Annotated in this window: 11 protein-coding genes; 10 read left to right on the top strand and 1 reads right to left on the bottom strand. The window is 54.5% G+C overall.

From position 1 onward, the window contains the following. The first annotated feature begins 4 nt into the window (after positions 1-4). Positions 5-2,134 (top strand): ATP-dependent DNA helicase DinG, encoded by a 2,130-nt coding sequence (gene dinG / locus SR894_RS07825; RefSeq protein ID WP_133730525.1) that lies wholly within the window; start codon positions 5-7, stop codon positions 2,132-2,134. Between the two features lie 38 nt (positions 2,135-2,172). On the opposite strand, the gene SR894_RS07830 is transcribed toward dinG, so the two are convergent. After that, a complete protein-coding gene (locus SR894_RS07830; RefSeq protein ID WP_040481732.1) occupies positions 2,173-3,249 on the bottom strand; it encodes a 3-deoxy-7-phosphoheptulonate synthase in 1,077 nt (358 codons plus the stop codon). A 393-nt stretch (positions 3,250-3,642) separates the two neighbouring features. On the opposite strand from SR894_RS07830, the gene rpoE reads away from it, so the two are divergent. The 9 genes from rpoE (at position 3,643) to era (ending at position 12,850) form a co-directional block, all read left to right on the top strand. Continuing rightward, the gene (gene rpoE, locus SR894_RS07835) at positions 3,643-4,242 is read left to right on the top strand and encodes an RNA polymerase sigma factor RpoE (RefSeq protein ID WP_035578604.1); all 600 of its coding nucleotides are present in this window, start codon (positions 3,643-3,645) and stop codon (positions 4,240-4,242) included. A gap of 314 nt (positions 4,243-4,556) precedes the next feature. After that, positions 4,557-5,285: a sigma-E factor negative regulatory protein gene (locus SR894_RS07840; RefSeq protein ID WP_133730526.1), complete on the top strand. Its 729-nt coding sequence runs from the start codon at positions 4,557-4,559 to the stop codon at positions 5,283-5,285. A 73-nt stretch (positions 5,286-5,358) separates the two neighbouring features. Continuing rightward, positions 5,359-6,369, top strand: a complete 1,011-nt coding sequence (locus SR894_RS07845) for a MucB/RseB C-terminal domain-containing protein (protein WP_244286499.1) — start codon at positions 5,359-5,361, stop codon at positions 6,367-6,369. A gap of 34 nt (positions 6,370-6,403) precedes the next feature. Next, a complete protein-coding gene (locus SR894_RS07850; RefSeq protein ID WP_223288866.1) occupies positions 6,404-6,868 on the top strand; it encodes a SoxR reducing system RseC family protein in 465 nt (154 codons plus the stop codon). Positions 6,869-6,949: 81 nt separating this feature from the next. After that, positions 6,950-8,362 carry a DegQ family serine endoprotease gene (locus tag SR894_RS07855; protein WP_133730529.1) on the top strand — a complete coding sequence of 471 codons (1,413 nt, stop codon included), beginning with the start codon at positions 6,950-6,952 and terminating at the stop codon, positions 8,360-8,362. Positions 8,363-8,557: 195 nt separating this feature from the next. Beyond that, on the top strand, positions 8,558-10,375 hold the full coding sequence (gene lepA, locus SR894_RS07860; RefSeq protein WP_133730530.1) for a translation elongation factor 4: 1,818 nt from the start codon (positions 8,558-8,560) through the stop codon (positions 10,373-10,375). A 15-nt stretch (positions 10,376-10,390) separates the two neighbouring features. Beyond that, positions 10,391-11,194: a signal peptidase I gene (gene lepB / locus SR894_RS07865; RefSeq protein WP_133730531.1), complete on the top strand. Its 804-nt coding sequence runs from the start codon at positions 10,391-10,393 to the stop codon at positions 11,192-11,194. A gap of 67 nt (positions 11,195-11,261) precedes the next feature. Continuing rightward, on the top strand, positions 11,262-11,954 hold the full coding sequence (rnc, locus tag SR894_RS07870) for a ribonuclease III (protein WP_133730532.1): 693 nt from the start codon (positions 11,262-11,264) through the stop codon (positions 11,952-11,954). Continuing rightward, positions 11,951-12,850, top strand: coding sequence for a GTPase Era (gene era / locus SR894_RS07875; RefSeq protein WP_009286442.1), 900 nt, complete (start codon positions 11,951-11,953; stop codon positions 12,848-12,850). The genes rnc and era overlap by 4 nt, the downstream gene beginning before the upstream one ends. Positions 12,851-12,852: the final 2 nt, after the last annotated feature.

Genomic DNA, 12,852 nt, shown 5'->3' on the forward strand with positions numbered 1-12,852 from the left:
CCACATGCTGGATACTGCCCTCAAAAGCGAGATTCAAGACGCTTACCGCCGCGTGGTGGACACCCTCGAGCTGACCCCACGCTACGGACAGCGCATGATGATCGCTGAAATCGCCCGAACCTTGGGTAATATCGAGAGCGACGGCGAGGGTAAGCGCACCAGTGATACCCACGTCTGTGTGCTTGAAGCGGGTACCGGGACAGGGAAAACGCTGGCCTATCTGATCGCTGCCTTGCCGATCGCGAAAGCGCGCGGCAAGCGGCTGATTATTTCCACGGCCACGGTCGCTCTTCAAGAGCAGGTGCTTAATCAGGACTTGCCTTCACTCGCTAGCCACAGCGGTATCGCCTTTCGTTATGCATTAGCCAAAGGGCGTGGCCGCTATGTGTGCGTGGCGCGCCTGGATCAGGCGCTCGAAGGTACCGAGCCCAACCCGACGCTCTCGCTGTTTGAGCAGTCCCTGCAAACGCAAAGCAGTGACTTTACGGTTATTGCCAGCGATATGGCGCAAGCTTACGGCCAGGGCGAATGGGAAGGGGATCGCGATAACTGGCCTGAGGCGATTGAGGATGCTCACTGGCGACGGCTGACGGTGGATCATCGCCAGTGCACGGGGAGGCGCTGCGGGCACTTTGGTGCCTGCGCGTTTTTCCGTTCCCGCCGAGAGCTTGAAAACGCTGACGTTATCGTCGCCAATCACGATCTTGTGCTGGCGGATTTGGCCTTGGGCGGCGGCGCGATTCTGCCCGACCCGGCGGACTGCATCTTTGTCTTTGACGAAGGCCACCACCTGCCAGAGAAGGCGCTTTCCCACTTTGCCCACCGCTTTGCGGTGCACGGCTGCTTGCGCTGGCTGAAAACGCTGAGAAGCAGTTTAACTGACCTTCACCAGGCGTTGGCTATTCAGCCAACGGTGTCGCGGCTGCTGGTGAGCTTGCCGGAGCTGATTCATAACCTGGAACCCGCGCTGGGCGATGTGTTTAGCATGGGGCATCAGCTAGCCGGGCGGCCAAACGGCTTGGCGGACGAAGAGGCCACCCATCAATCGCGTTTTGAGAAAGGTCAGGTGCCCGATGCTCTACAGGAGCAGGCGCAGCAGCTGTTGGTGATGTTTGCCTCGCTGTCGCGCTGTCTCGAGAGTATCAGCGATATTCTGCGCGAAAGCCTTGATCCCGATAAGCAGACCGGCCTTGATCGTGAGCAGGCAGAAACCTGGTTGCCGTTGGTGGCGCTGTTGCATGGACGGGCGTTAGAGGCCCATGCCTTGTGGCAAGCGTTTAGCGAAAAGGATGTTGCTAATGAGGCGCCCAGCGCCCGTTGGATTACCCTAAGCCGCGTAGCCGGTGAGCCGGAGGTTGAGTTTTCGGCTAGCCCAGTATCAGCCGCGCATACCCTTGCAAAGCATTTATGGGGGCGCTGCCATGGGGCGGTGGTCACTTCGGCAACGTTGACCGCTCTGGGCCGCTTTGAGCGCCTGCAAGAGCGCGCAGGTTTGGCGAACCGCTACCGCTATCAGGCGCTGCCTAGCCCCTTTGATTACGCCAATGCGGTGCTGCGCGTGCCTAAAGAGGCCACCGACCCTGGCGACAGGGAGGCCCATGAGCGGGCGATTGTGACGTTTGTATTGCAGTTGGCCGACAAAGAGGCGGCGCTAGTGCTGTTCTCTTCCCGCGCCCAGCTGCGTGCAGTCGACAAAGCGTTGCCAGCGAATGTGAAGGAGCGCGTGCTCGCTCAGGATGCGCTGCCAAAGCGTGAGCTTATCGAACGCCATCGAGCGGCGGTGGATAGGGGGGAGGGCAGTATCATCTTTGGCCTGGCGAGCTTTGCCGAGGGGATCGATCTTCCCGGCGACTATTTGACGCATGTGGTGATAACGCGGCTACCTTTTGCGGTACCCGACGACCCGGTGGGTGCTACGTTAGCGGAGTGGATAGAAAGCCAGGGCGGTAATGCGTTTATGCGCATTAGCGTGCCTGATGCGTCTATTAAGCTGGTGCAGGCCTGCGGACGCCTGATTCGTAAAGAGAGTGATCGCGGCACAATCACCTTGTTGGATAAACGGGTGATTACCCGCCGCTACGGGCAAGCGCTGCTGGATGCGCTGCCGCCATTTCGTCGAGAAATTAGTCGCTGACCCGTCATAAAAAACCCCGCCGTAGCGGGGTATCTGACCTACTTGGCGATGCGCTTGGCCAGAGTGGCGGCCAGTTTATCGTTCATGCGATTAAACGTTTCCACTGTGGTGTCCCAATCGATGCATGCATCGGTAATGGAAACGCCATACTGCAGTTGGCTAAGATCTTGCGGCAGTTTTTGATTGCCCCAGCCAATGTTGGATTCCACCATCAGGCCGATAATGGAGGTGTTGCCTTCCAAAATCTGGTTGGTGACGTTCTCCAGCACCAGCGGCTGTAGCGCGGCGTCTTTGTTGGAGTTGGCGTGGGAGCAGTCGATCATGATGTTGGGCGAGAGCTTGGCTTTCTCGAGCTCTTTTTCTGCCAGGGCAACGCTTACGCTGTCGTAGTTGGGCTTGCCGTTGCCGCCGCGTAACACGACATGTCCATAGGCATTGCCGCGGGTGCGAATAATGGCTACCTGGCCCGCCTGGTTAATGCCCAGGAAATTGTGCGGGCTGGCCACAGACTGAAGCGCGTTAATTGCCACGTCCAGGCTGCCGTCGGTGCCGTTTTTAAAGCCGACCGGGCAGGAGAGGCCGGAAGCCATTTCCCGGTGGGTCTGGGACTCGGTGGTGCGGGCGCCAATCGCCGACCAGCTGATGCAGTCCTGCAGGTATTGGGGCGAGATGGGATCCAGTGCTTCTGTGGCTAGCGGTAAGCCCATTTCGGCCAGATCGACCAGCAGTTTGCGGGCGATATGCAGGCCCTCATCGATCTCAAAGGAGTCGTTGAGGTGCGGGTCGTTGATCAGACCTTTCCAGCCGACCGTTGTGCGCGGTTTTTCAAAATAGACGCGCATCACGATATATAGGCTATCGCTAACTTGATCCGCCAACGCACGAAGGCGGCGGGCGTAGTCAAGAGCGGCTTCCACGTCGTGGATTGAGCACGGTCCGACCACTACCAGTAGGCGTGGGTCGTTGCCATCAAGGATATTCTGAATGGTTTGACGACCTTCAATTACGGTGCGCTCTGCCGCATCCGTTAACGGCACGGCATTTTTGAGGGCTTCTGGGGTGGTGAGAACGTCTTGAGCTAGGACGTTAAGGTTATTAACCTGCTGTTCGGACATCTTGCTACCTGTGCTTGCGTTATGGTTGAAAAAGTGAAAAAGGCGATAAAAAAAGTGGCGACTACTATCGCTTGCCGAGCAGGTAAAAATCAATTGCTGTGGAACTTTAGCGAGATTAAAAGTGTCAGCCGCAGGGTTTGCGAAAGGGGGTAAGCGCTTGATGCGCTGCAAGGAACGCGCAACACTGGGTCTCTGTTGTTAAAATTTAGGTCGTTAAAATTCAGTACCGTTATAAAATGCAGCAACATATGAGGGCGAAGTAATCGCTCTTTTATTCACTCTATTATTAATCAATGCCCAAGGGACGCTATGCTGCTTGCTGTGAACGCCCACTTGTCAGGGCTAATAGGAATGGGGCTCGGCGCACGCCGTACGAGCTGGAGGAGCGTGTGAATGGGCACTCGGGAAACAGACCAACAGCTTGTTGAACGTGCCCAGAAAGGTGATACGCGCGCTTTCGATCTGCTGGTGAAAAAGTACCAGCATAAAATTATCGGCCTAATTGGCCGTTACGTTCATGATCACTCTGAAGTTCAGGATGTGGCTCAGGAGGCATTTATTAAGGCGTACCGCGCCTTAGGTAAGTTTCGCTCAGAAAGTGCGTTCTATACCTGGATGTACCGCATTGCGATTAACACAGCCAAAAACTATCTGGTTTCGCGGGGAAGGCGCCCGCCGGGGAGTGATTTGGATATCGTCGATGCTGAAATTATCGACCAAAGCGGGCGGTTGGCAGATTCAGAGTCACCGGAAGCGGCGATTGCCAGAGATCAGCTCGAAGCCGCGGTTTATCAGGCGATCGAAAACCTGCCTGATGATCTGCGCACGGCGATTACCCTGCGCGAGCTGGATGGCCTTGCTTATGAAGATATTGCTCAAGTAATGCAGTGCCCGGTGGGTACCGTGCGTTCGCGAATTTTCCGCGCTCGCGAGGCGGTTGATGAGCATATCCGCCCATTGGTATCGACGGCGCGGAACAGTCGCGATGAGTAGCGGTCAGTAGAGGCAAGGCACTATGATTGCCAAGCAATGCCAGGATAAGAAATGAAGGTTTTATTTTTTTTGTGAACTGTCTGGCATGTAAGGCGTCATAAAGCCTGACTATCTTGATGAGCACGTATGATGTGTCATCCGTTGATATATCAATGTGCAAAGCGTCATGAGCTTAGTGTTGCAGGCTAATGAGTATCGCCAGTTTAATTGGCTTGCAACTGAGTCTTGGCCTTGGAAGTCGTCGGTGTGGTGGTGCACACAAATTATGAGCCATCACCCCAGTACTTCTTTTTAACAGTGTGAGGGTGTGAAGTATGAGTCAAAACACACGGGAATCACTTTCGGTGTTAATGGATGGCGAGAGTGATGAGCTTGAGCTTCGCCGAGTGTTGAAGGCACTGCCTAACGATACCGATGCCGCAGATACATGGCGCCGCTATCACCTTGCCCGCAGCATGATGCAGCGGGAGCAGGGCGTCGATGTAAGCGTTGATCTCTCCGCTGGCATTATGGCCCGACTGCGTGACGAGCCAGCGCCAATGACGCAAGATGCCGAGCCTGTAGCTCAGCGTACGGGGGGGATTTCGTTCGCCCGCGGCGCTGGCGTTGCCGCTGCAGTGTCACTGATGGTGATCACTGGCGTTCAGTTCTTCGGCAACGACTCACCCGTTGGCCAGGGCGGTAACGATATGGCAACGACTGCATCTGGCGCTAATGGCGCTACTCAGGTACAGCCCGTTAACCTGGCCTCTCAGTCGGCAGTAGCCTCACGTGCTGATATGCCCATGTTTGAACCTACGCCGTTTCGGCTTAGCGGTCAGTCGGCCCAAGGCGGATTGATGAATATTAGTGAAACTGGGTTTTCAGCTCAGACGCCTCAGGGAGTGACGGCTTCCCAGGGTACTAATATTGACGTAGAGCAGATTGGCTTGCTGCAATCTTATTTAGAGCAGCATACTCAAAGCGCTGCTTACGGCAGCGGTGATAGTTGGATGCCGTTAATGCGTTCATCGGCAGTGACTGAACCATTGGGTCAGCGCTAAACTGAATGTCGTACTTGATTGATAATGCATTTTAGGTGAGTAGGGAGTGCGCGGGATGGGATTGCGCAACATGATGGTTTCCCAACGAGCTAGACGCGCATGGTTGCTGGCTATAGTAGTTGGTACTCTCCCATTTCATTCGCATGCAGAAAACGCTAATAGTTCTTCAGCCAACCATGGCGGCTATGAGTGTGCAGTAGATTCCGGCGAGACGCCTAGTAGTGCAACGCAGTGGCTTGAACGCGGTTTATGGGCTAGTCACTGCTATGCGTTTCAGGCTAGAGCGGTGGCCATTGATGCCGTTGATGTGCGTACGTTGGCACTATCACACCGTATCCAGGATGGCATTCGTCAGCAGGTGGTACAGTACTTGGATGGTCCCTCTGTCAGCATTGAGCGCCGCTCTCCGGTGGGCAGGCTGGCCTGGACCCAAGAACACAGCAACGGTGAATTACCTTCGCCTGCCAGTTGGGCGGCTCATCTTGAAAAATATTACGCTATTGACTTTGAGGATGATGCTCGTGTCGCCGGCCGCGATGCGGTCAAACTTATTTTCGATCCTCTCGATCAATGGCGCTTCTCTCATGAATGGTGGCTAGACCAGGATACTGGCCTGCTGCTTAAGCATGTACTCAGTGATCAGCAGGGTAGGATCATTGAAACCTTCCAAATTACTCAGCTTCAATCGCCTCAAAAGTATACCGGCAGCGTTCGAGAGAGTACGCCCCGCGTTATCCTTAATACTCCTTGGCGCAGCACATGGCTACCCGATGGCTTTGTAGCGCAACCCGTTACCTTCGCTGGCGATGATGTAGCGCAGCGTGTCTACAGCGATGGATTGGCCACAGTGAGTATTTTTGTAGAGCCAATTGCGTCGGCAGAGACGACCGCCTTGCAAGAAGGTGTTAAGCAGTTGGGCGTGTCGGCAGTTGCCATTGAGCACATCTCCAATGCTGAAGGCCGCTGGCAACTTGTGGCCATTGGTGAGCTGCCAGCATCCACGTTGCAGCGTATTGTCCGCTCAATTACTTTCGACTTAGTTGGAGATTCAGCTCGTGAAAGTGGCGATGAGACTGTCCAGTAGCGTTCGTCATTTGCCCATGGTGGGAGAATAAATAATGAACTCTGCTCCCTGTAAGCCTGTGTTTCATACCCCCTTGCTTCGCACGGGCACGATTGTCGACCATACCAAGCAGGGGGTCATCGTAGAAGTTGTCGCCCAAGAGGGCTGTGAGCAGTGTGCCCAGGGGCGAGGGTGCGGAGTCGGCTTGTTGGTGCGGCAGCGCAGTCAGCGCATTGCTATAGTGTTTCCCTCCGAAACAGATAACGCCGAGCGCAACTATCCATTAGGAAGCCAAGTCACTATCAGTCTGCCACGTGCCTCTGTAACGTTGCTGGCTTTTGGAGTGTATGGATTGCCCCTACTGCTGGCACTATTGCTTTCCGGTATGGTGTCACTTGCCAGTAACACGATTTGGCTGGCGCCCCTGAGCTTTTTTATTGCTTTGATGGCCGCTGCGCTAAGTATTAAATATCTAATGCGTGAGCGAGGGGAACGCTTTCGCCCACGCTTGGTCAATTAGTTCGTTAATGAATTCTCCAGCATCCTGCTGTGAGTCGTTGATATGCTTTCGTTTACTATCATCTTAAGTAGGAGCTCTTGCATGAAGCGCTTGATTCTCCCTTCCACACTTTGGGTCTGTGTGGTGGCATTGCTAACGTTTGGCCAAGCCGCCAGCGCACAGGGTTTGCCTGATTTCACCGAACTGGTTGAAGACGCCGCCCCTGGGGTGGTGAATATTTCGACCAGCAGAACGATCCAGCGCAGCAGCGCGCCCGATTTTGGCGGATTCGGTGGCCAGGAAATCCCCGAAATTTTCCGCCATTTCTTTGGGGATAGCTTTCCTGCACCTCCCGGTAATGGACAGGGGCGAACGGAAGAGCGGCAGTCTCTGGGCTCGGGGTTCGTCATCAGTGAAGATGGTTATGTGATGACCAACGCGCACGTAGTGCAAGATGCAGATGAGATCCTTGTGCGGCTCAATGATCGTCGTGAATTGAGTGCAGAAGTGGTTGGTAGCGATCCGCAAACCGACGTGGCATTACTCAAAATTGATGCAAATGATCTGCCTACGCTCAATCTAGGTGACTCTGACGAGCTAAAAGTCGGTGAGTGGGTTGCTGCCATTGGCTCTCCTTTTGGTTTTGATCATTCAGTCACCGCCGGTATCGTTAGTGCGATTAACCGCACCCTGCCGCGAGATGCGTATGTGCCCTTTATTCAAACCGATGTGGCGATTAACCCCGGTAACTCCGGTGGCCCGCTGTTCAACTTAGACGGGGAAGTAGTAGGCATCAACTCGCAAATCTTTACCCGCAGTGGCGGCTTTATGGGCGTCTCATTTGCTATCCCCATCAACGTTGCCATGGATGTGGCCGAGCAACTGCGTGAAGGTGGCCGAGTGGATCGTGGTTGGTTAGGCGTCATGATTCAGCCCGTGTCCGATGATCTGGCCGAGTCTTTCGGTATGGAAAATGCCATAGGGGCTTTGATTGCTGATCTGGATCCTGAAGGCCCGGCGGCCCAGGGAGGACTTCAAGCTGGCGATGTCATTCTTGAGGTCAATGGCGAAGAGGTTGAACGCTCAAGCTCGCTGCCGCGTCTGATCGGCAAAGGTTCGCCAGGCACCGAGGTGGAGCTCACCTTGATGCGTGACGGTGAAGAACTGACTGAGTCCGTCGAGTTAGGCAGTTGGCCCGACGCTGAGCAGCAGTCGGCACAGGCCAGCAGCAATAACCAGGCGCGCCTTGGCGTGATGGTCGCTGAAATCGATGACGCCATGCGCGAGCAGCTAAATATCCCCGGCGGTGTAATCGTTCGTCAGGTTGAGTCTGGTAGCGTGGCCGCAGAGGCCGGTATTCGTTCAGGCGATGTGTTGGTAAGCATCGACCATCGCAGCGTTTCTTCCTCTAATGAGTTGGTAGAGATTGTCGAGGCGCTGCCGACTGACCGCGCTATCCCTGTACGTCTGTTCCGCGACGGGCGTTCGCTTTTCGTAGCGCTGCGTCTGGAATAACCCGCCTATTTTCACTCCTGGTCCGGCGGTTCTCGCCGGACCGCTGTTCCTAGCCTGCGCATATCGCTACAATAGCGGATATCTTTTTGTCGGAAATGGCCCTTATTTTTAAACGGCAGCTGTTTTCGAGCTTTGAACTCTCGAAGCGGCCTGCCTATGCGGCCGCTTGCGTACCACTAAGGCAGAACAGACTCGATGTCCCAAGACGTTCCCAACGGAAAGCTCAAGCACATTCGCAATTTCTCCATTATCGCCCACATTGACCATGGTAAATCGACGCTCTCTGATCGCCTGATCCAGACCTGCGAAGGATTAACCGAGCGTGAGCTTAAAGAGCAAGTGCTCGATTCTATGGACATCGAGCGTGAACGTGGTATTACCATCAAAGCGCAGTCGGTCACCCTGGATTACACCGCTGCCGATGGTCAGGTTTACCAACTGAACTTTATCGATACGCCAGGGCATGTCGACTTCTCCTATGAAGTGTCGCGCTCGCTCTACGCCTGTGAAGGGGCATTGCTGGTTGTCGATGCGGCACAAGGTGTTGAAGCGCAGTCGGTGGCCAACTGCTATACCGCTATCGAGCAAGGTCTGGAAGTGCTGCCGGTACTTAACAAAATTGATTTGCCCCAGGCTGATTGTGACAAGGTTGCCCAGGAAATCGAAGAAATTATTGGGCTTGATGCGACTGATGCCTGCCAGGTTTCGGCTAAAAGCGGCATTGGTATTGATGCTTTGCTTGAGCGCTTGGTGCGGGATATCCCGCCGCCCAAAGGCGACCCGGAAGCGCCGCTGCAAGCGCTCATTATCGATTCCTGGTTTGATAACTACCTTGGCGTTGTCTCGCTGGTTCGTCTGTTTGATGGCACGCTGCGCAAAGGCGATAAGATTCGTATTAAATCAACGGGCCGCGATTGGGGCGCCACGGAAGTAGGAATTTTCACTCCCCAGCGCAAGCAGACCGGGATTCTGCGTGCCGGGGAAGTCGGCTTTATTGTCGCCGGTATCAAAGAGATCCACGGCGCGCCGGTGGGCGATACCATTACCCACACCAAGACGCCAGATGTAGCGCGACTGCCCGGTTTCCAAAAAGTAAAACCGCAGGTTTATGCCGGTATGTTCCCGGTCAGTGCGGATGATTATGAAGACTTCCGTGATGCGCTTGAGAAGCTGGCGCTTAACGATGCCTCGCTTGCCTATGAACCAGAAAACTCTGATGCCCTTGGCTTTGGTTTCCGGGTGGGCTTTCTTGGCACGCTGCACATGGAGATCGTTCAGGAGCGTCTGGAGCGTGAGTATGATATCGACCTGCTCACTACCGCCCCTACGGTTGTCTATGAGCTGGCGATGAAAAATGGCGATATTACCTATGTCTCCAACCCCTCAAAGCTACCCGACATGGCCGACGTGGATGAAATGCGTGAGCCGGTGGTTCGCGCCAGTATTCTGGTGCCTCAGGAGTATGTGGGTAACGTCATTACCGAATGCGAGCAGCGCCGTGGTACACAGTTAGATATGCAGTTTCTGGGTAACCAAATCCAGTTGTCTTACGAATTGCCCATGTCCGAAGTGGTCATGGACTTTTTTGACCGCCTGAAATCGATCTCCAAGGGTTACGCTTCGCTAGAGTACAACTTCGAACGTTTTGAAGAGGCGAAGCTTGTACGTCTCGATGTATTGATAAATGGTGACAAGGTTGACGCGCTAGCGGTGATTATCCACCGTGATCATGCCCACCAACGCGGTCGTTTGTTAGTGGAAAAAATGAAAGAGCTAATCCCGCGTCAAATGTTTGATGTAGCGATTCAGGCGGCTATTGGTGGCCAAGTGGTGGCACGCTCCACCGTTAAGGCGCTGCGCAAAAACGTGACGGCCAAGTGTTACGGCGGCGATGTCAGCCGTAAGAAAAAACTGCTCGAGAAACAGAAAGCGGGTAAGAAACGCATGAAACAAGTGGGGCGCGTGGAAATTCCCCAGGATGCCTTCCTTGCTGTGCTCAAGGTTAACGACTAGGAAAGAACGCCACTCATGGATTTTTCATTACTGCTGGTACTTGCCGTTGCGCTCTCGGGCGTTATTTACTTGTTGGATGTGTGGCTATTAAAGCCCAAGCGCCGCCAACGCTTCGCCGCAGCAGAGGCTAATGCCCAGGAAGGACTGGATCCGGTAACCAGCGAAAAACTGCTTAAAGAGCCTTGGCCGGTCGACTACGCGCGCTCGTTTTTTCCAGTGCTGCTGGTGGTGTTGGTGGTGCGTAGTTTTATCATTGAACCCTTTCAGATTCCTTCGGGGTCAATGCGGCCTACGCTTGAAGTGGGCGACTTTATTCTGGTCAACAAGTTTGCCTACGGCCTACGCTTGCCGGTGGTGAATACCCGCTTTATCGAAGTCGATGATCCTGAGCGTGGCGATGTAATGGTGTTCCGCTTTCCTGAGGAACCCTCGGTGAATTTCATCAAGCGAGTGGTCGGCATGCCCGGGGATCGTATCCGTTATGAAGGTAAGCAGCTCTACGTCAACGGTGAACCGGTCGCTAAAGAGTTGATCGAAGAGGGCCCCGACGGCTCGCCTCAGCAGCTACTGTTAGAAGAGCGCCTTGGCGATGCCGAGCACTTTATTTATAACAATCCACGAGACCCTGGCCCGCAAATGCGTGAAGTGGAAGTGCCTGAAGGACACTATTTCATGATGGGTGACAACCGTGACCACTCTAACGACAGCCGCTATTGGGGCTTCGTGCCGGAAGAGAATATCGTTGGCCGAGCGTTTGCGGTATGGATGCATTGGGACGGCGGGTTACCAAGCTTTACCAGCGTGCGGCGCATTGAATGAAGACGCTGCCTGTGCTGAATTTAGTCAGTTATGTCACTTTAGTTAACGTCAATGACGTAGGAGAGCTGTGAGTAATTCCTTGAACGCTTTTTGCCGACGAATCGGCTATACCTTTGGCGACGATACGCTATTGGAATTGGCCTTGACCCACCGCAGCTTCGGTGGTCGTAACAATGAGCGCCTGGAGTTTCTGGGTGACTCCATCGTCAACTTTGTGATCGCCGAGGCACTGTTTCAGCGCTTCCCCCAGGCTCGAGAAGGACAGCTTTCACGTCTGCGCGCCCGGTTGGTAAAGGGGCAGACGCTGGCAGAACTAGCCAGGGAAATGGAGTTTGGCGAATGTTTACGGCTAGGGTCTGGCGAGATGAAAAGCGGCGGGCATCGCCGTGAGTCGATTCTGGCGGATGCGGTCGAAGCCATCATTGGTGCTATCTACCTAGACGCCGGCATGGATGTGGTGCGTGACCGTGTGTTGAATTGGTACGCGGAAAGGCTGGGTAATATCTCTTTACAAGATACCCAAAAAGATCCCAAAACGCGGCTGCAAGAGTTTCTGCAGTCGCGTCAAGCCGCGCTGCCGCGGTATGAAGTTGTCTGCGTGAAGGGTGAAGCGCATGCCCAGACCTTTACCGTGGAGTGCTACATTGACCTGTTGGCTGAGCATACCACTGGTAAAGGCCCTAGCCGCCGCCATGCTGAACAGCAAGCGGCAGAAGAAGCGCTGTCGTACCTCGAAAAAAGCCCTGGAGATAAATCATGAGCCAAACCTGCGGATTCGTTGCCATTGTTGGCCGACCCAACGTGGGCAAATCAACCCTCATGAACCGTATTCTGGGGCAGAAAATATCGATCACCTCACGGCGTCCACAAACCACGCGCCATCAGGTCATGGGTATTAAAACGGTCGATGAGACTCAGTTCATATATGTTGATACGCCGGGCATGCACATCATGTCCAAGGATCGTAATAAAGCGATCAACCGCTTTATGAACCAGGCGGCTACCCAGGCCCTGCGCGATGTGGACTGCGTAGTATTTATTATCGACCGCACCCGCTGGACGGAAGAAGACCAGGCGGTGTTGAAGCGCCTGGAGCACGTAAAAGCGCCGGTGATTCTGGCGGTTAATAAAGTCGACCGCCTTGGTGAAAAGGGCGATTTGCTGCCGTGGCTGGCGGATGTCGGCGCCCGCCGCGATTTTGCGGCCATCGTGCCGATTTCAGCCAAGCACGGTACTCAGGTCGATACCCTGGAAGAGGAAGTGGCCAAACACCTGCCTGAAAGCGTTCACTTCTTCCCTGAAGACCAAATTACCGACAAAAGCCTGCGCTTTATGGCCGCCGAGCTGGTGCGTGAAAAGGTCATGCGCCAGTTGGGCGATGAGTTGCCCTACCAGATGACCGTCGAAATTGAAGAGTTTCGCGAGACAGAGCGGGTGACGCATATCAGCGCTTTGATTTTGGTGGAACGTCAGGGGCAAAAAGTCATCTTGATTGGTGAAAACGGCGACCGCCTCAAGAGCATTGGTCGCGAGGCGCGCCTGGATATGGAGCGCGCCCTGGGCACCAAAGTGATGCTCAATTTATGGGTGAAAGTAAAACGCGGTTGGTCGGATGACGAGCGCGCCTTGAAAAGCTTGGGTTACGACCTCGATTGAAG

The sequence above is a fragment of the Vreelandella neptunia genome (assembly GCF_034479615.1).
GTDB classification, from domain to species: Bacteria; Pseudomonadota; Gammaproteobacteria; order Pseudomonadales; family Halomonadaceae; genus Vreelandella; species Vreelandella neptunia.

Excerpts from the sequence above, each read along its gene's own strand:
- lepA (WP_133730530.1), top strand. The coding sequence starts at position 8,558 with ATGTCCCAAGACGTTCCCAACGGAAAGCTCAAGCACATTCGCAATTTC.
- rpoE (WP_035578604.1), top strand. The coding sequence starts at position 3,643 with ATGGGCACTCGGGAAACAGACCAACAGCTTGTTGAACGTGCCCAGAAA.
- SR894_RS07855 (WP_133730529.1), top strand. The coding sequence starts at position 6,950 with ATGAAGCGCTTGATTCTCCCTTCCACACTTTGGGTCTGTGTGGTGGCA.
- SR894_RS07845 (WP_244286499.1), top strand. The coding sequence starts at position 5,359 with ATGGTTTCCCAACGAGCTAGACGCGCATGGTTGCTGGCTATAGTAGTT.
- SR894_RS07850 (WP_223288866.1), top strand. The coding sequence starts at position 6,404 with ATGAACTCTGCTCCCTGTAAGCCTGTGTTTCATACCCCCTTGCTTCGC.
- era (WP_009286442.1), top strand. The coding sequence starts at position 11,951 with ATGAGCCAAACCTGCGGATTCGTTGCCATTGTTGGCCGACCCAACGTG.
- SR894_RS07830 (WP_040481732.1), bottom strand. The coding sequence starts at position 3,249 with ATGTCCGAACAGCAGGTTAATAACCTTAACGTCCTAGCTCAAGACGTT.
- dinG (WP_133730525.1), top strand. The coding sequence starts at position 5 with ATGCTGGATACTGCCCTCAAAAGCGAGATTCAAGACGCTTACCGCCGC.
- lepB (WP_133730531.1), top strand. The coding sequence starts at position 10,391 with ATGGATTTTTCATTACTGCTGGTACTTGCCGTTGCGCTCTCGGGCGTT.
- SR894_RS07840 (WP_133730526.1), top strand. The coding sequence starts at position 4,557 with ATGAGTCAAAACACACGGGAATCACTTTCGGTGTTAATGGATGGCGAG.